We start from the raw sequence: 19,839 nt of genomic DNA, 5'->3' as shown, positions 1-19,839 counted from the left end.
AGCATGGTTTTCGCACTTCAGTTCAATTTGCCGAGCTTGCGGTAGAGCGTATTGCGGCTGACGCCCAACCTGCGCGCAGCGGCCGAGACGTTTCCGCCCACCTCGCGCATGACCGTGGTGATCGCTTCCAGTTCGATTTCATCCAGACTGCGCGGAGCGCCGGGTGCGGGCGCCGAGGGGGCAAGCGCAGCGGCCGCGGTCGGTACGGCGGCGGCAAAAGGCGAGGTATAGGCCGGGGCCATCGCGACCGCTGGTCGCGCGGCGGGCTCCGAATTGTCGTCCCCGCCGTCGATGCCGAAGAGCTCCTCGGGCAGATGGATCGACGCGATCTCGTCCTCGTTGTCGTCGAGCAGCGCGACGGCGACGCGGATGACGTTCTGGAGTTGGCGGACGTTGCCCGGCCAGGGGTAGCGTTCGAAGAAGTCCATGACCTCTTCGCTGATGCCGAGCGGCCCGCTCCGCCGGTCGGCCGCTTCGATCTCGAGCAGGTTCAGCACGATACGACGGACGTCGGTGCGTTCGCGCAAGGGCGGCAGGGTGACGGTGAGGCTGTTGACGCGGTAATAGAGGTCTTCGCGGAACACGCCCTGCTTCACCGCGTCGCGCAGCACGCGGTGGGTTGCGCACACGAGCGAGATATCGACCGGGATGGACTTCATCGAACCGATCGGCGTGACGCTGCGCTCCTGCAGCACGCGCAGCAGTCGCGCCTGCATGCCGAGCGGCATGTCGCCGATTTCATCGAGGAACAGCGTGCCGCCGTGGGCCTGCTGCAACTTGCCGACCGCTCCTTCGCGCCGCGCGCCGGTGAAGGAGCCGCCGACGTAGCCGAAGAGTTCCGATTCGATGAGGTTCTCGGGAATCGCCGCACAGTTGAGCGCGACGAAGGGTCCGTCGCTGCGCACGCCGCTGTTGTGGAAGGCGCGAGCGAAGAGTTCCTTGCCGACACCCGATTCGCCCTGGATCAGCAGCGGGATGTCCTTCCCCTGCACGCGGCGCGCGCGGTCGAGCGCGAGTTGCAGGCGCGCGTCGCCGGTCGCGAGGCTGTCGAGGGTGATGCGACCTTTCGAACCGTCCGAGGTTTTCGCCGGCCCCTTTGCCGACTCCGGTGCCGCTTCCTGCAATCTGGGCGCATGGACCTCGGGGCGCGTCCGCCGGTGGCCGCGCACCTGCACGAAGACGGCGTCGCCGCGCCGCATTTCGAGCAGCAGCAGATCGTCGGGCGCGTTGGCCGCGCGATCGAGCACCTGACCGAAGCCGGTGCGGAAGAGCGTGCCGAAGGACGGTGCGTCGGCGAGCCCCGCCGCAAGCCCCAGCCACTCGCGCGCGACCGGGTTGGCGCCGACGATGCGGCCGTCGGCGTCGACCGCGAGCAGCGCTTCCTGCAGGCTGCCGACGTATTCGGGGCGGGGATGGAAGGCGATGCGGATTTCCTTGGCGAACTCCGCCTCGAAGAGCCGCTTCTCGAGCAGTTGCACCGAGAGGCGCACCAGACCCAGCGTATGGCGCTGGTTGTTGCGCGAATCGCCCGAGATGTCGAGCACGCCGGCGAGACATCCCTGTGCGTTGAACACCGGCGCGGCACTGCAGGTCAAAAAGCCATTGCGTTCCAGGTAGTGTTCGGCGCCATGGATTTCGACCGGTGCACCTTCCAGGATCGCGGTGCCGATCGCATTGGTGCCGCGAAAGGTTTCATCCCACGACGCGCCCGGCTGCAGTGCGACGCGTTGCGCACGGCCGACAAAATCCGGATCGCCGAGGCAGTGCAGGATCATGCCTTTGGTGTCGGCGAGGATGACCATGCTGCCGGAGGCGCGGATCTGCTCGAACACGTGTTCCATGATCCCGCCGGCGTGCTCCAGCAGACGCGCGCTGCGGTCGCGCGCGTCGGAGAGCTGGGCGCGGCCCGCCGGGTCGATCATGTAGGCATCGAGGTGGTCGAGCCCGCCGTTGCGACAGCGCTGCCAGGAACGCAGCACAGGAGGGGCGAGCCCGGCCTCCGGCGTCTGGCCAAGCTCGAAGAAAAATCGTCGCGCGTCCGAAATGGTGTTCTCGCGGCGATCCCGCAATTGCGGCAATACGGCCATCTTCTCCTCCTCTCCTGCGCGTCACTTTGGGGACTATTTTTTTGTTTGTCCCTTGTGTCAGAAAGTAGCACCTGCACCAGCTCGAAGCAATCGTTCATCCGAACCGGCAACAACAGAGGAGCAATTTTCCTGCCAGCAGCGTTCAGGCGCCTTACCAAGGAAATACGCCGGATTCCGTGCCGCTCCGCCAACGTGGCACAGGGCTTGCGAAGGAGGGTGCAGATCCGGCACTCCGGGCGTCGTCAATCAGAGATGAGGAATCAAAAGGTGGATAAGCACAACGACAAGGAGACATTGACCCGCAAACTGCGCGCAGCGGCCCTCGCCGCGGGACTCGCGCTCGGAGCGGGACTGGCCCACGCACACGGCGACGTGACGCCGCAGGCGGTGGATGTATCGTCGCTCCCCAAGCTCGGCGAGGAATGGCGCGCGGTCAATCCGTACCGCGACAATGCGGAGGCGATCCGCATCGGCGATTCGGCCTTCAACCAGAACTGCGCGCGCTGCCACGGCCTCGGCGCGGTCTCGGGCGGCATCGCGCCGGACCTGCGCAAGCTCGACATCGCGCCCGAAACGGACGAGTATTTCCTGCAGCGCATTCGCAACGGCGTGAGCCGCAACGGCGCCGTGTATATGCCGCCATTCGAGGGCATGCTGTCGCAGGAGGCGATGTGGGCAATCAAGGCCTGGCTGGAGACCGTACGTGAAAAATGAACGACGCGCATTCCTGATCGCAGCGGGCGCCATGCTGGCAGGCGCCCTGCTCCCGGCCCACGCGGCCGCACAGCTCGAAGTGCAGCAGGCGGGCACCTTGCGGGTGGCCGTGTATGCCGACTACGCGCCGTTCTCGGCGCGCGGCAAGGGCATCGACGTGGCCATCGCGCAGTCCCTGGCCGAGCGCCTGGGGATGCGCGCGGAGATCGTCGAGTTCCCGCCCGACGAGAACATGAGCGACGACCTGCGCAACATGGTGTGGAAAGGGCACTACCTCGGCCGGCGCCCGGCCGACGTGATGCTGCATGTGCCCGTGGATGCGCAGTTCGCGGCACAGAACGACAAGGTGGCGATCTTCGGTCCCTATCACCTCGAGACGATCGCGATCGCGCGCAATCCCGAGCGTGTGCCGTCGGTGTCGGGTTCGGCCGCGGTCGCCTTCGAAGTGTTCACGCGCGAGAAGATCGGCGTCGAGCTCGACACACACGCGAGCGACTTCATGTTGCATGTGCTGAACGGGCGGCTGCGCGACAACGTCGTGCATTTCCGCAGCGTTGCCGAAGCGGCAGCCGCGATGGCCAAGGGTGAAGTGAGCGCCGTGATGGCCCCGCGCAGCCAGCTGGAGGCGGCAATGAAGGAGCACAAGCAGTTCGCGATCGACGCGCTGACCATGCCCGAGCTGCGTGTGAAGGGCTGGCCGCTCGGCATGGCCGTGAAGGCCGAAAGCAAGGAGCTGGCCGCGGCGCTGTCGGAGGCGCTGGCGGAACTGCAGCGCTCGGGTGAACTCGGGCGGATCTTCTCGGCTCACGGGGTCACGCACAGAATTCCCTGAACGGCTTTCGGGGCACTCGGCGCCCCGGAAAATTGCCGGATGTTCGACAAAACCTATGCACGGTTTTGCAGAACCTCCGGCTTCTTTTTTGCCCCCGTTGTTCCGTTTTGGAGCACCTGCTCCACGGCGTGACAGGAGCAGGTCAGGCCGGTTTGCCCCCTGCCCGCCTGAGCATCCCGCGCTGCGGATCGTAGCCGCGCACCGCGAGCGTGAAGAACACGACGAGGCAGCCGGCGACGATCGCGAGCGAGGTGGCGGCGAGCTGGCCATAGAGCGCGAAGCGGATCGCCTCGACGGCGTGGGTGAAGGGGTTCCACTGCGCGACCGCATGCACGACCGCAGCGCCCGATTCCTCGAGCTTCCACAGCGGATACAGCGCGGGCGAGACGAAGAACATCGGAAAGATCACGAAGTTCATCGTGCCGGCGAAGTTCTCGAGCTGGCGTACCTGCACCGACAGCAGCAGGCCCAGCGCGCCGAGCATCATCCCCGCGAGCACGATCACCGGCAGCGCGGTGAGCCAGCCACTCCATGGCACGTCGACGTCGAACAGCCATGCGATGAGGAGAAAGACGTAGGCCTGCAGCACCGACAGCAAGGTGCCCGCGAGGAGCTTGGCGAAGAGGAGGAAGCTGCGTGGCAGCGGTGCGGTGAGGAGCAGGCGCATCATGCCCATCTCGCGGTCGTACACCATCGCGAGCGAGGACTGCATGCCGTTGAAGAGCAGCACCATGCCCAGCAGCCCCGGCACGATGTAGACCTGATAAGGGATGTAGGTGTCGTAGGGCGGGATGATCGAGACGCCGAAGACGTTCTGGAAGCCCGCCGCGAAGACGACGAGCCACAACAGCGGCCGCACCAGCGCCGAGGCGAAGCGGCCGCCCTGGCGCACGAACTTGGCGATCTCGCGGCCGGCGATCGCCTGCAGGGCCAGCCACGCGTGGGAGAGTCTCATCAGTCGTGCCTGTCAGAACGCGCAGCGGCTGTCGCGCTGGTCGAAGCCGAGGGTGTCCATGTTGTTGGTCGGATGCAGGAAGCCTGCAATCGGGGCGCGCTCGATCACCGCGTTGTGGGTCGCGAGCAGCACGGGCTGGCGCAGCTGGTTGTCCCAGGCGCGGAAGCCGAGTCGGTTGCCCTTGAAGCCGTCGAGCGTGATCTCCTCGCCCTTGAGGTATTTCGCGACCGTGCCGAAGGGGGCGTTCTGCGTGCGCACGACCGCCTCGACGACCGCCTTCACCGCCATCCACGCAGCCCAGTCGGGGTCGGCCATCTTGCGGCCGGCGTGTTTCTCGAGGCGACTGTTCAGTTGCGGTGCGCCGTGGCGCTCCCACGCCCAGGACCACGCGGCGGCCACCAGCCCCTCCGAACCGACGACCGGGCGCGCGCGCACCGTGCGATAGGGGACGCTGCGCGCGAACTCGCCGTCACTGTCGGCAACGAAGACGACGTCGTGCTCACTGCCGGCCGTGAGCAGCGCGACGTTGCCCTGGTCGCGCTGGCGCGGGTCGTTCGAGAGCACGAAGGGGCGGCGCTCGACGAGTTTCAGGCCGAAGCGTTTGGCGGCGCGGTCGAAGGCGTCGGCGACGAGCTTGTCCTCGGGACGCGGGCCTTCGAGCATGAGCACGTTGCGCCACTTCTTCGACACCAGGTACTGCGCGAGCGCGTCCATGCGCATCGCGTCGTTGGGCAGGGTGTGCAGCAGGTTGGGTTGGCACTGCGCCTGGCGCAGCGCGTCATCGGGCGCGGAGACGTTGAAGAGCAGGAGTTCCTTGCCCCGCACGGCTTTGGCGACTTCGGCGACGACCGCGCCGGGGGCATCGAGGAGGAAGTAGCGCACCCCGTCCTTGTTGAGCTTGTCGATCGCGGCGAGAAGCGCCTTCGCGTCGGCGCCGGTGACGCGTTCGAGCGCGAATTCGGCGCCCACCGCCTGGCCGACGAAACGCGCCTCGCGCAGCGCCACTTCCGCGCCGGCGAAGGGCCGCCCGAGCGGCTGGGCGAGGCTGCGGAAGAAGAGTTTCGTCTCGTCGTAGCGCGCGTCGGTTTCGAGTTCCAGGTGGGCGATACGCACATTCGTGGCGGCAAACGCGGAGGCGGCAAGGAGCGCGGCGACGCTGCCGAGCGTGGCTCGCAGGAGACGTTTCAGGCGGGTACGCATGGGTCGGCCGCCCTCAGTCGTCGATCACGACGGTGTGCGGCACGCGCCCGACCGGCACCGAGCGCAGCACCTTGCGGGTCTTCGTATCGACGACCGAGATGTCGTCGGACAGGCCGTTGGCGACGAAGAGCAGGCTGCCGTCACGGTTGAGGCTCGCCCCCCAGGCGCGGTTGCCCACGAGGACGTAATCCTCGACCTTGCGGCTGGCGACATCGACCACCGCGATGTGATTGGCACGCCCGAGCGTCACGTACGCGGTCTTGCCGTCGCCCGTCATCGCGATGCCGACTGGCGTGACGTCGTCGGCACGGAAGCCCTTGGGGGTGAAGGCGATCGTGGCCTTGACGGCATTGGTGGCGCCGTCGAGCACGCTGACCTTGCCGCCAAGCTCGGAGGTGACCCACACCTCGGCGCCGTCCGGCGTCATCGCGAAGCGGCGCGGGCGGTTGGCGACGACGACGTTGGCGAGGATCTTGTGGGTCGCGGCGTCGATCACGTGCACCATGTTCGCAACCTCGGAGGTCGCATACACGCGCTTGCCATCGGGCGACAGGCGCACCCCTTCGGGCTCCTCGCCGACCTCGATACGCGCGACGGGCTTCTTCGTCGCGACGTCGATCACGGACACCTGCGCGCCCTCCTCGTTCGAGACGTAGAGGCGCTTGCCGTCGGGCGAGAGGTCGAACATCTCCGGGTCCTCGCCGACGGGGATGCTATGGGTGACCTTGAGCTGGGCGATGTCGATGACGTCGACGCGATTGGCCTTGCTCGCCACCACGTAGAGCTGGCTGCGATCGGGCGACAGGCGCATGTCGCGCGGGCGCTGGCCGGTGGGGATGGATTTGACGACCTGCCAGCTCTTGCTGTCGAGCACGGTCACGGCGTGGTCGTTCTCGCTGCTGACGAACACGTAGCCGGTGCCCTTGGCGCCAGCCGCGCCGGCTGCCAGCGTGAGCGCCAGTGCGGCGATGAGTCGGGTGCGGGGGATCAAGCGGGTCTCCTGTCGGGTTGGTTTTCCGGAACGGTTCTTTTTGGTTTGAAGGCGTTCAGTCGCCGCGCTCGCCGCCACCGCCGGTCATCTGCAGGAAGGCGTCGGCCAGCGTTGCGGTGCCGGCCTGATCGGCGAGTGCCTGCGGGCGGCCTTCGGCGAGGATCTGGCCGCGGTGCAGCACGACGACGCGGTCGGCGGCCTCCGCCTCGTCGACGAGATGGGTCGCCCACAGCACGGCCACCCCGCGCGCGCGCAGCGCGAGCACTTCATCGAGGAGCTGGCGGCGGGAGGCCGGGTCCAGCCCGACGGTGGCCTCGTCCATCAGCAGCACCGCGGGCTCGTGCACCAGCGCACGCGCGAGCTCGACCTTGCGGCGGTTACCGCCGGAGAGTTCGCGCACGGGGTCCCGCGCGCGCTCGGTGAGGCCGAGGCGGCCCAGCGCGTCGGCGACGCGTTCGCGCGCGTGTCGCCCGCCGAGGCCGTGCAGCGCGGCGTGGAACTTGAGGTTCGCGGCGACGCCGAGGTCGAGGTCGAGCGTGCTCTGCTGGAACACGACGCCGAGGTGGGCGAGCGCCGCGACCGGAGCCTTGCGGATGTCGTGGCCGCACACGGCGAGCCGCCCCGAGTCGGCGTTGAAGAGGCCGGTCAAGAGCTGGAACAGCGTGCTCTTGCCCGCACCGTTGGGGCCGAGCAGCGCGACGAATTCGCCACGGTCGACCTTGAGCGTGACTCCGCGCAGCGCCTCACGCGTGCCGTAGGCCTTGCGCACGTCGGCGAGCTCGAGCGCGGCGCCCGCCTGCGCCGAATCGCGGCTGCGGGGGGATGCGTCGACGGCAGTGTTCATGCGCTCATTCATCCTGGATCTCGTGCGGTTCGCTGGTGAGCCCGGCGAGGAGCTCGGGGTGCCGGGCAAGCAGCTCGGCGTGCAGCGCCTGCACCGCGGCATCGTCGGGGGCGCGCGGGCGCGCGAGCGCGAGGGGGAGTTCGAGCACGACGCGCCCGGGGGCGGCCGAGAGGAAGCAGATGCGGTCGGCGAGCGCGAGCGCTTCGCGCAGGTCGTGGGTGACGAAGAGCACTGTCGCGCCCGAGCGCTGCCACTGTTCGACCAGCATCGCACGCAGGCGGTTGGCGGTGGGCACGTCGAGCGAGACGAAGGGCTCGTCCATCAGCAGGAGCTTCGGTTCGATGACGAAGGCGCGCGCGAGGGCGACACGCCGCTGCATGCCGCCCGACAGGCGCCCGGGGTAGGCGTCGAGCACGTCGGCGAGCCCCATCGCCGTGAGGAGCTCGCGCGCACGCCGCTGCGCCGTGGGGCTCGCGTCGGTGACGAGGAGCACGTTGTCGAGCACCGTGAGCCAGGGCATCAGGCGCGGCTCCTGGAACATGAAGCCGATGTCGTGGGCGGAATCTGCGCCGGTGAGACGCACACGCCCCTCGACGTCGCGGTCGAGGCCGCCGACGACGTTGAGCAGCGTGCTCTTGCCGCAGCCCGAGGGGCCGACGACGCACACGAACTCGCCGGGGGCAGCCTCGAGGCGCAGCCCGGCGAGCGCCAGATGCGGGGCGCCGGCGCGGTCGGGGTAGGTCTTGCGGTCGATGGCGATGTCGAGCATTCAGGATCTCCAACGCGTGAGGCGTCGCTCGAGCGGGCGCAGGACGGCCGCTTCGACGACGAGCACGACGGCCGCGAACACTAGCGTGTAGGCGAGGATGCCGGCAATGTCGAAGAGCTGGAAGAACATGTTGAGCTGGAAGCCGACGCCGTTGCTGCGGCCGAGGAGCTCGACCACGAGCACGATCTTCCAGATCAGCGACAGCCCCGAGCGCGCCGCGGCCATCAGGTAGGGCACGAGCTGGGGCAGGTAGACGCGGGCGAAGGTGCGCAGCCGCGGCAGGCGGTAGGCGTGGGCGACCTGCATCAGGCGGGCGTCCACCGCACGCGCGCCTTCGCGCACGGTGACGACCACCGTGGGGATCTTGTTCAGGGCGACGGCGACGATCGCGGCGGCGTCGTTCAGCCCGAACCATACGTAGCACAGGATGATGGTGACGAGCGCGGGGATGTTGAGCCCGAGCACGAGCCAGCCGTCGAGGAGCGCATCGAGCCGGCGCCAGCGCCCCATGGCGATGCCGATCGCGGCGCCGAGGGCCATCGCCAGCCCGAACGCGACCGCGACGCGCGCGAGCGTCACGGCCAGATGCGTGGGCAGCGCGAGCGAGGCGGTCTCGGCGGCGATGCGCGCGAAGACGGTGACCGGTGGAGGCAGCGTCTGGCTGGCGAAGAGCCATGCGCCGAGTTGCCACAGCAGAAGAAAGGCGACGAGCGAGGCCGCGCGCAGCCACCCCTCGCCCTGCGGGCCGCGGCGTTTCATCGCGCGCCGCCCCGGCGCGGCCGGCAGCGGCCAGGGCGCGGAGTCATCGACACCGGCCTTCATCAGTGCGGGGCGCCCGCACGCCAGAAGGTGCCCGCCGGAAGTGCGGTGGCGCTGCCGACGAGTTCGGCGCCGCCCTCCTGCGCGAGGATCGCAAACACGCGCCGCGCGGTGCGTTCGGCCTGCGCGATGTCCTCGCCGGGGATGCCGGCGCGGAAGCCGTCGCGCAACGCGACCAGCGTCGCGTCGTCCTCGGCGCGCGTGAGCGGACGCAGCTCCTCCCACACTGCATCCGAGCTCTGCATGTGGCGGCGCGCCTGGGCGCCGGCGCGCAGGAAACCCTCGAAGGCGGCGCGGTGCTTCGCCGCCCAGTCCTCGCGGAACACCCAGCCGATCATCGGCAGTTCGCCTTCGACGCCGAGTCCCTTGAGGACCTCGTCGAGGGACAGGAGATCGCGCATGCCGGCCGCCCGCAGGCGCGCCGCGAAGTGCCAGAAGTTCATCACCGCCGGCAGTTCACCCTTCAGCATCAAGGCGTTCAACAGCGGCGGCGCGCCGAAATCCGGCTTCACGAACGTCGCGGCGTCCTCGCCCAGGGTCTTGCGCGAATACGCGCGCAGCAGCAGCCAGCTCTTGTCCAGCGCACCGCCGGCGACACCCAGGCGCTGCCCGCGCAGGTCGGCGAGCGAGCGCAGGTTCGCGTCCGGGCGCACCATGATGCCGCCCACCGCACGCGAGTACGGCACGAAGGCGAAATCCCGCCCGTCGGCGCGCTGACGTGCGACCCAGATCCAGTCATTGACGATGAGATCGACCGCCCCGCCCTGCAGCGCGACGTTCGCGGCGTCCTTCTGCGCGAGCGGCACGACCTCGATGCGCACCCCCTCGCGTTCGGCGTAGCCCATGCGCTTCATCACCTCGAGCTCCCAACTCACGGTGCCGTATTGCAGCACCCCGATGCGGATCACCGCCGGGTCGGCGGCGCGCACCGGCGCGATCAGGCAGGCAAGGAGCGCAGCTGCCGCAAGGCACGCGCGCGCAAAGGGTCGCAGCATTGATGTGTCTCCATCGTTCTTGTATCAGCGCCCGCCGGATCGAGCCGGGGACGGTCGTGCTTCCAATGCAGGATTCGATCCAGCCGGGGAACGCACCGCGAATCCGTCGCATGCGAAATCGGGTGTTCCATCACGGAACAGATGCTCCATTTCGGAACACCCGCCGAGAAGACCGCACATTGCGGGTACGTCGGGCAGATCGGAAGCCAGTTGAAGCATAGCGCAGGATCAGCCCTCATCCGCAAGAAGCGCGCTCGCCCCCCGGAGCAGCGATGCGGTGAAAAAAAACGGGCGGCCGCAGCCGCCCGTGAAGCTCTTCCGCTGTGGGCGGATGAGAGGGAGAGAAGAACACCTGTGCAACTTCGCACCCGGACGAGACCCGGGCGCGGAGTTTTCATACCGCGCTCGGAAGAACCCGAGCGCGAGGACCAGGTAACGCGCTCAGAAGAAGCCGAGCGCGAGGCCCTGGTAACGCGCTCAGAAGAACCCGAGCGCGTTGGGGCTGTAGCTCACCAGCAGGTTCTTGGTCTGCTGGTAGTGGTCGAGCATCATCTTGTGCGTCTCGCGGCCGATGCCGGACTCCTTGTAGCCGCCGAAGGTGGCATGGGCCGGGTAGGCGTGGTAGCAGTTGGTCCATACGCGCCCGGCCTTGATGGCGCGGCCCATGCGGTATGCCGTGCTGCCGTCGCGCGACCACACGCCGGCACCGAGGCCGTACGGGGTGTCGTTGGCGATCTCGAGCGCTTCGGCTTCGTCCTTGAAGGTCGTCACGGCCAGCACCGGCCCGAAGATCTCTTCCTGGAAGATGCGCATCTTGTTGTGGCCCTTGAACAGGGTCGGCTGGATGTAGTAGCCCTCGGCCAGTTCGCCACCAAGACGGGCGCGGTCGCCGCCGATCAGCAGTTCGGCGCCTTCCTGCTTGCCCACGTCCAGGTAGGACAGGATCTTGTTCATCTGGTCGGTCGAGGCCTGCGCGCCCATCATCGACGCGGTATCGAGCGGGCTACCCTGCTTGATCGCCTTGACGCGCGCCAGCACGCGCTCCATGAACTTGTCGTAGATCGACTCCTGGATCAGCGCGCGCGACGGGCAGGTGCACACTTCGCCCTGGTTGAAGGCGAACAGCACCATGCCTTCGACCGCCTTGTCGAAGAGGGCGTCGTCGGCAGCGGCGATGTCCTCGAAGAAGATGTTGGGCGACTTGCCGCCGAGTTCCAGCGTCGCCGGAATGAGGTTCGTGGCGGCGGCCTGGGCGATGACGCGGCCGGTGGCGGTGGAGCCGGTGAAGGCGATCTTGGCGATGCGCTTGCTGGTCGCCAGCGGCATGCCGGCTTCACGACCGAAGCCATTGACGACGTTGAGCACGCCCGGGGGCAGCAGGTCGGCGATGAGTTCGACCAGCACCAGGATGCTGACCGGGGTCGATTCGGCGGGCTTCAGCACCACGCAGTTGCCGGCGCCGATGGCCGGGGCGAGCTTCCATGCCGCCATCAGAATCGGGAAGTTCCACGGGATGATCTGGCCGACGACGCCGAGCGGCTCATGGAAGTGGTACGCGACGGTGTGTTCGTCGATCTCGCTGATGCCGCCTTCCTGAGCACGCAGGCAGCCGGCGAAGTAGCGGAAATGGTCGATCGTCAGCGGGATGTCGGCGTTCAGGGTTTCGCGGATCGCCTTGCCGTTATCGACGGTTTCGGCGTAGGCCAGCATTTCGAGGTTGGCTTCGAGCCGGTCGGCGATCTTGAGCAGGATGTTGGCGCGATCGGCAGCCGAGGTGCGTCCCCACTTGTCGGCAGCGGCGTGGGCAGCATCGAGGGCGAGATTGATGTCTTCCTCGGTCGAGCGGGCGACCTGGCAGAACGGCCTGCCGGAGATCGGCGTGATGTTTTCGAAATAATGGCCGCGCACCGGCGCAACCCACTTGCCGCCGATGAAGTTGTCGTAGCGGCTCTTGAACTGGACCTTGGCGCCTGCCTGGCCGGGCATCTCGTAGATCATTGAACTCGTCTCCAGAAGTGTGTTGATTGGTCGAAACGCTGTCTCGCGTCGCCATCCCTTCCGCAGGGCGCGTGCCAGCAAGCGCCACCACCTCATCCAGAGACATCTTTCATCTAGCGAACAATAACTTGCACCACACGCCGGCATAATTTCGCCACCGACTGCCCCGCCGCCCTGCCCTGCTCCGGCCTGCTCAACAAGGCAACACTTGTTCCGATGCGTGACAACGGCGCCGCACCACGCACGCCCCGCTGCCGGGAAAACCCCTTTGCCCGCGCGGTTCGACGGCGACGGAATGATTCATGCTTCATCGCTTCCCATGATGGAAGCGTCACCCCCCACATCCCGACCGGAACCGCTCATCGCATCGTGGCAGCGCAGCCGCGAGCACGGCCTTCGTCCGGACGAACCGCTCAACGACACGGCGCTCGCGCCGGGCGAACTCACCGACCGCATCGCCGCGAACAACCGGCTGCTCGCGTTCTCGCGCCCGATGATCGAAGGCCTGTACCGCCAGATCGGCAGCCCGTCATCCACGGTACTGCTGGCCGACCGCAAAGGCATGATCCTCAGCGCGCTGGGCCACACCGACTTCCTCGACCGTGCCAGCCGCGTCGCGCTGCGACCCGGCGTCGACTGGAGCGAGGCCACGATGGGCACCAACGCGATCGGCACGGCGCTGCACTCCGGCACGGTCGTCACGGTGCAGGGCGACGAACACTACCTCGCGCGCAACCGCATCCTCACCTGCGTCGCCACGCCCATCCTCGCACCCACCGGCGGCATGCTCGGCATCCTCGACGTATCGTCGGATGCGCGCGAAAACCTCACACACGCCGAGGCGCTGCTACGTACGACGGCCGAACTGATCGAGCACCGCCTGCTGGAAACGCTGGACGACGGCTTCCTCACACTGCACTTCCACACGCGCCGCGATGCGCTCGCGGACCCCCTGCACGCGCTCGTCGTGTTCGACGAAGGCGGCCGGCTCGTCGCGAGCAATCGCAAAGCGCGCGGGATGCTCGGTCTGGACGCGGCGCATCCCGCGACGATCTATGAAGCCTGCTTCACGACGCCCTGGAACAGGCTGGTCGGCTGGGCAGCGCAGGCGCCCGACGCGCCCTTCCCGCTCTACGACTTGAAAGGCCGCACGCTCATCGCCCGCGCCAACCTGCGTTCGCGACGCCACGCCGACACGGCACCGCGCGCCGCGACGGCCCGCTACGACGATTCCCGTCTGGGCGCGATCGGCCGCGGCGACGGGCGCATCGCGCGCATCGTCGATACGCTGCGCAATTGCGCCGCCGAGAACACGCCGCTGCTGATCGAAGGCGAGATGGGGACCGGCAAGGCGCATCTCGTGCGCGCATTCCATGAAGACCACAAAGCAACCGCGGATGCACCGCTGATCGGCATCGACTGCACGGCCCTGCCCGCGGGCGAGGCCGCGGAGGCGGAGCTGGACCGCGCCTGGGTGCAGGCGGCCAACGGCATCCTCTTCCTCGTGGAGATCGACGCACTACCCACGACGCTGCAGGCACGACTCTTCGACGCCCACGACGGCAGCCGCGCCCGCGTGATCGGTGCGGCACGGCGTCCGCTCGCCGAACTGCGCCGTGAGGGACGACTCGACCTGCGCAATTTCGACGCGGCCGGCGGCCGGATCATCAGCCTGCCGCCGCTGCGCGAGCGCGACGATTTCGACGAGCTCGTGCGCCATGTCGTGCGCGAGGTCGCCGGCGGGCGACCGGTCTACGTGTGCCCCGAGGCGCTTGCGCTGCTGCACCGCCACCGCTGGCCGGGCAACCTGCGCGAGCTGCGCAACCAGCTGCGCCTGATGCTCGCCCTGATGGGAGACGAGGCCAGCCAGCTGTGCCCCGAGGATATCCCCCCGGAGCTGTTCGAGAACGCCGCCTGACCTTGCGCGGGATCAGGCCGGCTGGGCCGCCTCGTTGCGGGCGCGGACGAGCGGCAGCAACTGGATCGCCATCACGCACGCGAAGATCAGCCCGCCGCCCAGCAACTGCATCGGCGTGAGCACTTCGCCGACGAAGATGCGCGCCGCAATCGCCGCGAACAGCGTCTCGCAGCTCAGCAGGATCGCCGCGTCGGCCGCCAGCGTGTGGCGCTGCGCGACCACCTGCAGCGTAAACCCCAGCCCCACCGAGAGGATGCCGGCATAGGCGATCGACGGCAGCGCGCGCTCCAGCGCATCGACGCCGACGACCTCCAGCGAGAACCCGCTGACCATGCCCAGCGCGCCGCACATCAGGAACTGCAGGCATGCGATGGTGATCGGGGCGCCGTGGCGCGCGGCCACCCGCCCGACCATCATCACGTGCGCGGCCCAGAACAGCGCGCTCGCGATCACCCACAGATCGCCCGTCGACAGCGCCGAGAGGCTGCCGCCGCCGAGCAGGAAGGTGCCCCCGAGGCAGCCGGCGCTTGCCGGCCACACCGACCAGTGCAGGCGTTCGCGCAACAGCAGCGCGCTCGCAACGGGCACCAGCGGCACGTACAGTGCGGTGAGGAAGCCGGCGTTGCTGACGGTGGTGCCGGCGATGCCGATCTGCTGGAATGCCGCGCCGAGGAAGAGCACCACGCCCAGCAGCAACCCGCCCGCCAGGTCGCGCCCGTCCAGCCACACCCCGCGCCGCCCGAGGCGGCGCAGCTCACGCGCCACCAAGGGCAGGATCACCACGGCGCCGAACAGGAAACGCACGCCGGTGAAGGTGAACGGACCGACATCACGCATGCCCGCCTGCTGGGCGACGAAGGCCGTCCCCCAGATCAGTGCCGCAACCAGCAGGAGGCCATTGGCCTGCGCGCGCTTCATTCACCGACTCCCTATGCAGTCTTCGCCGACGTGGCTATCCATTTCGGCCGGCACCCGGGCGGATCCCGACGCGCACCAGGTCGACGAACGCAGCCCCGCGCACCGACAATGCACCCGGACGGGCATACCGTCCCGTGCCAACCGAGGCGCCTTTATACCCGAGCCGGGGGCGTCGCTGGGGGTGGCGCGCGGCGGATTTTGCGCAAATCGCAACTCAACTCTGCCATTTCGTCAGAGCAGTGGCATTCCGATACAAAATTAACCATTCTGTTTGAGCGACGCATCCGTCAAAGTTCGGCCCTGCGAAACGGGCACCGACCACGTGCCCGGACGCTACCCGCCCCGCATGACGAACCACACTGCGTCCTGCGGGTCGAACCGAACTCTCGCACCGCGGACTGCGGCGACCGCACAAGGGTAGACCGACACCATGACGAATCTGAACGTTAGCCTGATTGGCGTTCCCACCGACGTAGGCGCCGGCACGCGCGGCGCCAGCATGGGCCCCGAGGCCCTGCGCGTGGCCGAGATCCACGCGGCGATCGCGGCCTTCGGTGCCGACGTGCGCGACTTGGGCAACCTCGTCGGCCCGGCGAATCCGAACCTGCCGGCGGTCGACGGCTTCCGTCACCTGCAGGAGGTGGCGCAGTGGAACGAGATCCTGCACGAGGCCGTGTATGCCGAGCTGCGCGCCGGACGGCTGCCGGTGATGATGGGCGGCGACCACTGCCTCGCGATCGGGTCCGTCAGCGCCGTGGCGCGCCACTGCCGCAGCGTCGGCAAGAAGCTGTGCGTGCTGTGGTTCGACGCGCACGCCGACCTCAACACCGCGACGATGACGCCCTCCGGCAACATCCACGGCATGCCGGTCGCCTGCCTGTGCGGCCACGGCCCGGAGGTGCTGACGCGCATCGGCGGCCACATCCCGGCAATGCTCCCGGCCGAGATCCACCAGATCGGCATACGCAGCGTCGACGAGGGCGAAAAGCGCTTCCTGTGCGAACTCGGGGTCGAGGTCTTCGACATGCGCTACATCGACGAAGTCGGCATGCGCGCGGTGATGGAACAGGCGCTCGCCGGCGTGGACGAGAACACGCACCTGCACGTCAGCCTGGATGTCGACTTCCTCGATCCGACCATCGCGCCGGGCGTCGGCACCACCGTGCGCGGCGGCCCGACCTACCGCGAAGCCGAGCTGTGCATGGAGATGATCGCCGACACCGAGCAGTTCGCGTCGCTCGACATCGTCGAACTCAACCCCGCGCTCGACCACCGCAACATGACCGCCGAACTGGCCGTCGATCTCGTCGAGAGCCTGTTCGGCAAGAGCACGCTGATGCGCATGCACCGGCAGACGCGCCGCAACCGCTGAACCGCGGCAGGACGCTCCGATGCGCACGCGAAACGGAGGGGCTTGATAGCCGGCGCAATGCCACCCATCTTGGATGGAGCGGAATGCCACACCCGATGAGGTCAAGAAGGCCTTTCGCCGCCTCGCGCGCAAGTACCACCCCGACGTGTCGAAGGAGACCCAGGCCGAGGTGCCGAAGGACGAGAAGGCGGCAGTGCCGGCCATGCCCGACATGGACTACTGAGGCACAGGCCCTCCGCCCCGGTCGGGGCGGAATCGACCGCTCGAGTCTGCCGACCCCGGGACGGCTTGCCCGTCCCGGGCTCTTTTTCGTCTCTCTCCCTCCCCCAGTCGCCTCCCGGCTGTCGACAAAGTCACGCGCGCGCCACGTCTTGCACCTGAGTTGTCTCGTGCTAGAGTCCCTCGTTCAAATCCCGAATGACTCATCATGGCGCTGAATTCCCCTGTTCAGAACTCCGTGGCCGCCGGCATCGATGCTGCCGCGGACGCCGACTCCGCTGGCTCCGAGCAGACCTCCACAAGCCCCCACGCCAAGAAGTCCCCGCCGAGTCAGCGCAAGACCTTCGCGTTCCGCGACATGCACCTGCAGGTGGGTGACAGGCTGCAGATGGAATGCCCTGCGCCCCTGGGCGTCGGCAAGGTCTTCGTGCGCATTGTCGGATACGTCGAGAACACCAGCCTGATCGTCACGGCCCCCGTGCTTGGCGGCCAGCGAGTGAACCTCGTAGACGACGATGCGGTTGTCGTGCGTGCATTCTCCCGCCAGAGCGCATTTGCCTTCCGGTCGTCGGTGCTGCGCACGTGCCGCCTGCCGTTCGATTACCTTCACCTGTCTTTTCCGGAAGTCGTGCATGGCAGCGAGATCCGCAAGGCGACGCGGGTGCGCGTGCGCCTCGCGACGAAGTGTTCGGCCGCCGGCAGCGAACCGCTCGACGCGGTGATCGAGAACATCAGCTCGACGGGCGTCCGCCTCGTCTCGGCCCGCAGCCCCGGCGCGCGCGGCGAGCTCGTGCGTCTCGACTTCGATGCACGCCTGCACGAGGTCGACACCCGCCTGAGCGTCGCCGCCGAAATCGTCAGCAATGAAGAGGCCGAAGCGCCCGGAACCCAGGCCGCAGTCCGCAGCGGTCTTGAATTCCGGCATCTGCAGCCGGGCGATCGCATGGTGATCAAGGGGCTGGTCTACCAGCAGATCATCGAGAACCCGAACTGCATCGTGTGAGCGGCGATGTCCCCGGTCATTGCTTCTTGATCAGGTTCACGTCGACGAAATAGGTCGGCAGCGTAAGCAGGTCCTGAATGATGGTCGACAGCGGACCGCTGTCGTAGGCCGGGTCGCTGCCCACCCGACCGCGGACCCAGCGCAGGAAAAGCCCTGCGGTCGTCGCGATGCCGCCGGCGACGACGAGCGCGCCGGCGACGGCCACCGCGAGGCGATCGAGGCGCGCAGCGTCTCGTATGCCCGCGAAGCGATGGGTGTCCTCGACGTGCTCGCGCCTGCGCGGCGGCCTTACAATGCGCCCCGCTGCACCCAAAACAACAACACAGGATATAGCGCATGCATTCACGCAAGGCATTGCCGGCCCTCACGGTCGGCGCGATCGGCGTGGTGTTCGGCGACATCGGCACGAGTCCGCTCTACGCACTGAAGGAAATCTTCAACGGTCACCACCCCATCCCCGTCACCCCCGAAAACATCCTCGGCATCCTGTCGATGGTGTTCTGGTCGATCATGGCGCTGGTGACGCTCAAGTACGTGCTGATCATCATGCGGGCGGACAACCGCGGCGAAGGTGGCTCGCTGGCGCTGCTCGCGCTGATCGTCGACAAGGCGAAAAGCCGGCGGCTCACGTGGGTCGTGTCGATGCTGGGGGTGTTCGCGGCGGCGCTGTTCTACGGCGACAGCATGATCACGCCGGCCATCTCGGTGCTGTCGGCGGTCGAGGGCCTGGGCATCGTCGCGCCGGAGCTGCAATCGTTCGTCGTGCCCATCACGGTGGTGATCCTCACGGCACTGTTCCTGATCCAGCGCCGCGGCACCGGCGCCGTCGGCCTGTTCTTCGGCCCGATCATGGCTGGCTGGTTCGCTGTGCTGGCAGTGCTGGGCCTCAACGAAATCGTCCGCCATCCGGAAGTGCTCGCGGCCCTGAACCCGATGTACGCGCTCGCATTCATCGGCAACCACACCGGCCTCGCCTTCCTCGCCCTCGGCGCGGTCGTGCTCGCGGTGACCGGCGGCGAGGCGCTCTATACCGACATGGGTCATTTCGGCCCCTTTCCGATCCGCCTCGCATGGTTCGCCTTCGTGATGCCGGCGCTGGTGCTGAACTACTTCGGCCAAGGCGCGCTGCTGCTGAACGAGCCGGCATCGATCGAGAATCCCTTCTTCCACCTCGGACCGTCGTGGGCCATGATTCCCATGCTGATTCTCGCGACGCTCGCCACGGTGATCGCGTCGCAGGCGGTGATCTCGGGCGCGTTCTCGGTGGCGCGCCAGGCCGTGCAGATGGGCTTGCTGCCGCGCATGCTGATCGTGCACACCTCGGGCCAGGAAGAGGGGCAGATCTACGTGCCCTTTACCAACTGGACGCTCTACCTCGCCGTGGTCGCGCTGGTGCTGGGCTTCCAGAGTTCCTCGAACCTGGCCGCCGCATATGGCATCGCGGTCACCGGCACGATGATGATCGACACCGTGCTCATCGCCTTCGTGATGGTCCTGCTGTGGCGCTGGAATCTGTTGCTCGTCGCCCTCGTTGCCGGCTCGCTGCTGGCGGTCGACATCGCCTTCTTCGCCGCCAACGCGATCAAGATCCCGCAGGGCGGATGGTTCCCGATCGCGATGGGGCTCGTGTCCTTCACGGTGCTGACGACCTGGCGCCGCGGACGCGGCCTGGTGCAGGAGGAGATCGCCAGGCAGGGCCTGTCGATGAACGAATTCATGGCCATGATCGGCAGCGTGCATCGCGTGCATGGCACGGCCGTGTTCATGACCAGCTCGAAGGACGGCGTGCCCGCCGCGCTGCTGCACAATCTCAAGCATAACCAGGTGCTGCACGAACGCGTCGTCCTCGTCACCGTGCAGACCGCCGACACGCCCTACGTCAGCGAGCTCGACCGCATCTACCTGCATCACCTGAAGCAGGGCTTCATCCGCGTGATCCTGCGCTACGGCTTCATGGAAGACCCGGACATCCCGAGCGCGCTGGACCACTGCAGCCGCTTCGGCGAACCCTTCGAGATGATGGAGACGACCTTCTATCTGTCGCGCGAAACGGTGATCCCGCGCCTGAGCCGCAGCCGCATCGCACCGTGGCGCGCACGCCTGTTCGCGTTCATGACGAAGAATGCGACCAGCGCGACGGACTTCTTCCGCATCCCGAACAATCGCGTCGTCGAACTCGGCACGCAGCTCGTGATCTAGCGACCT

18 protein-coding genes are annotated in these 19,839 nt (G+C 67.8%); 7 read left to right on the top strand and 11 right to left on the bottom strand.

Annotated elements, in window-relative coordinates:
* Positions 1-17: 17 nt before the first annotated feature.
* Positions 18-2,087 carry a sigma-54-dependent Fis family transcriptional regulator gene (locus tag GPA27_RS02550; protein WP_169137507.1) on the bottom strand — a complete coding sequence of 690 codons (2,070 nt, stop codon included), beginning with the start codon at positions 2,085-2,087 and terminating at the stop codon, positions 18-20.
* A gap of 252 nt (positions 2,088-2,339) precedes the next feature.
* Between GPA27_RS02550 and pedF the strand changes: the two genes are divergently transcribed.
* Positions 2,340-2,801 (top strand): cytochrome c-550 PedF, encoded by a 462-nt coding sequence (pedF, locus tag GPA27_RS02545; protein ID WP_169137497.1) that lies wholly within the window; start codon positions 2,340-2,342, stop codon positions 2,799-2,801.
* On the top strand, positions 2,791-3,633 hold the full coding sequence (locus GPA27_RS02540) for a substrate-binding periplasmic protein (RefSeq protein WP_169137495.1): 843 nt from the start codon (positions 2,791-2,793) through the stop codon (positions 3,631-3,633). Before pedF ends, GPA27_RS02540 begins: the two co-directional genes overlap by 11 nt.
* A 142-nt stretch (positions 3,634-3,775) precedes the next feature.
* On the opposite strand, the gene pedC is transcribed toward GPA27_RS02540, so the two are convergent.
* The 8 genes from pedC to adh form a co-directional block, all read right to left on the bottom strand.
* The gene (gene pedC / locus GPA27_RS02535) at positions 3,776-4,588 is read right to left on the bottom strand and encodes a lanthanide ABC transporter permease protein PedC (protein WP_169137493.1); all 813 of its coding nucleotides are present in this window, start codon (positions 4,586-4,588) and stop codon (positions 3,776-3,778) included.
* Positions 4,589-4,600: 12 nt separating this feature from the next.
* Positions 4,601-5,788, bottom strand: coding sequence for a lanthanide ABC transporter ABC transporter substrate-binding protein PedA1 (gene pedA1, locus GPA27_RS02530; protein ID WP_169137491.1), 1,188 nt, complete (start codon positions 5,786-5,788; stop codon positions 4,601-4,603).
* Between the two features lie 13 nt (positions 5,789-5,801).
* On the bottom strand, positions 5,802-6,779 hold the full coding sequence (locus GPA27_RS02525; protein ID WP_169137489.1) for a PQQ-dependent catabolism-associated beta-propeller protein: 978 nt from the start codon (positions 6,777-6,779) through the stop codon (positions 5,802-5,804).
* Between the two features lie 55 nt (positions 6,780-6,834).
* A complete protein-coding gene (pedB, locus tag GPA27_RS02520; protein WP_169137487.1) occupies positions 6,835-7,623 on the bottom strand; it encodes a lanthanide ABC transporter ATP-binding protein PedB/LutE in 789 nt (262 codons plus the stop codon).
* A 4-nt stretch (positions 7,624-7,627) separates the two neighbouring features.
* Entirely contained in the window at positions 7,628-8,392 is a 765-nt protein-coding gene (locus GPA27_RS02515; RefSeq protein ID WP_169137485.1) for an ABC transporter ATP-binding protein, read from the bottom strand.
* Entirely contained in the window at positions 8,393-9,214 is an 822-nt protein-coding gene (locus GPA27_RS02510) for an ABC transporter permease (protein WP_169137483.1), read from the bottom strand.
* Positions 9,214-10,206 carry an ABC transporter substrate-binding protein gene (locus tag GPA27_RS02505; protein WP_169137481.1) on the bottom strand — a complete coding sequence of 331 codons (993 nt, stop codon included), beginning with the start codon at positions 10,204-10,206 and terminating at the stop codon, positions 9,214-9,216. Before GPA27_RS02505 ends, GPA27_RS02510 begins: the two co-directional genes overlap by 1 nt.
* Positions 10,207-10,683: 477 nt before the next feature.
* On the bottom strand, positions 10,684-12,204 hold the full coding sequence (gene adh / locus GPA27_RS02500; RefSeq protein WP_050414951.1) for an aldehyde dehydrogenase: 1,521 nt from the start codon (positions 12,202-12,204) through the stop codon (positions 10,684-10,686).
* Positions 12,205-12,499: 295 nt separating this feature from the next.
* Here adh and GPA27_RS02495 point away from each other — a divergent pair, with 295 nt between their 5' ends.
* Complete coding sequence (locus tag GPA27_RS02495; RefSeq protein ID WP_169137479.1) at positions 12,500-14,122, top strand: sigma-54-dependent Fis family transcriptional regulator; 1,623 nt, start codon at positions 12,500-12,502, stop codon at positions 14,120-14,122.
* A 12-nt stretch (positions 14,123-14,134) separates the two neighbouring features.
* Here the strand turns inward: GPA27_RS02495 and GPA27_RS02490 are convergent, their stop codons facing one another.
* Positions 14,135-15,040 carry a DMT family transporter gene (locus tag GPA27_RS02490; protein WP_169137477.1) on the bottom strand — a complete coding sequence of 302 codons (906 nt, stop codon included), beginning with the start codon at positions 15,038-15,040 and terminating at the stop codon, positions 14,135-14,137.
* 430 nt (positions 15,041-15,470) lie between these two features.
* Between GPA27_RS02490 and rocF the strand changes: the two genes are divergently transcribed.
* The 3 genes from rocF to GPA27_RS02475 all read left to right on the top strand — a co-directional run bounded on the left by rocF (position 15,471) and on the right by GPA27_RS02475 (position 17,634).
* Positions 15,471-16,412 carry an arginase gene (gene rocF / locus GPA27_RS02485; protein ID WP_169137475.1) on the top strand — a complete coding sequence of 314 codons (942 nt, stop codon included), beginning with the start codon at positions 15,471-15,473 and terminating at the stop codon, positions 16,410-16,412.
* Between the two features lie 73 nt (positions 16,413-16,485).
* Positions 16,486-16,635, top strand: coding sequence for a DnaJ domain-containing protein (locus tag GPA27_RS29590; RefSeq protein ID WP_211164797.1), 150 nt, complete (start codon positions 16,486-16,488; stop codon positions 16,633-16,635).
* Positions 16,636-16,839: 204 nt separating this feature from the next.
* Positions 16,840-17,634, top strand: coding sequence for a flagellar brake protein (locus tag GPA27_RS02475; RefSeq protein ID WP_169137473.1), 795 nt, complete (start codon positions 16,840-16,842; stop codon positions 17,632-17,634).
* A 16-nt stretch (positions 17,635-17,650) separates the two neighbouring features.
* Here GPA27_RS02475 and GPA27_RS02470 read toward each other — a convergent pair whose 3' ends face one another.
* On the bottom strand, positions 17,651-17,839 hold the full coding sequence (locus GPA27_RS02470) for a magnesium transporter (RefSeq protein ID WP_211164796.1): 189 nt from the start codon (positions 17,837-17,839) through the stop codon (positions 17,651-17,653).
* A gap of 131 nt (positions 17,840-17,970) precedes the next feature.
* Between GPA27_RS02470 and GPA27_RS02465 the strand changes: the two genes are divergently transcribed.
* The gene (locus GPA27_RS02465) at positions 17,971-19,833 is read left to right on the top strand and encodes a potassium transporter Kup (protein WP_169137472.1); all 1,863 of its coding nucleotides are present in this window, start codon (positions 17,971-17,973) and stop codon (positions 19,831-19,833) included.
* The last annotated feature ends 6 nt before the right edge of the window (positions 19,834-19,839 follow it).

Source organism: Aromatoleum toluolicum (assembly GCF_012911005.2).
In the GTDB taxonomy this organism is placed as follows: domain Bacteria; phylum Pseudomonadota; class Gammaproteobacteria; order Burkholderiales; family Rhodocyclaceae; genus Aromatoleum; species Aromatoleum toluolicum.
Note: the sequence above shows the minus strand (reverse complement) of the source record. Positions and strands in the feature narration are given on the sequence as shown.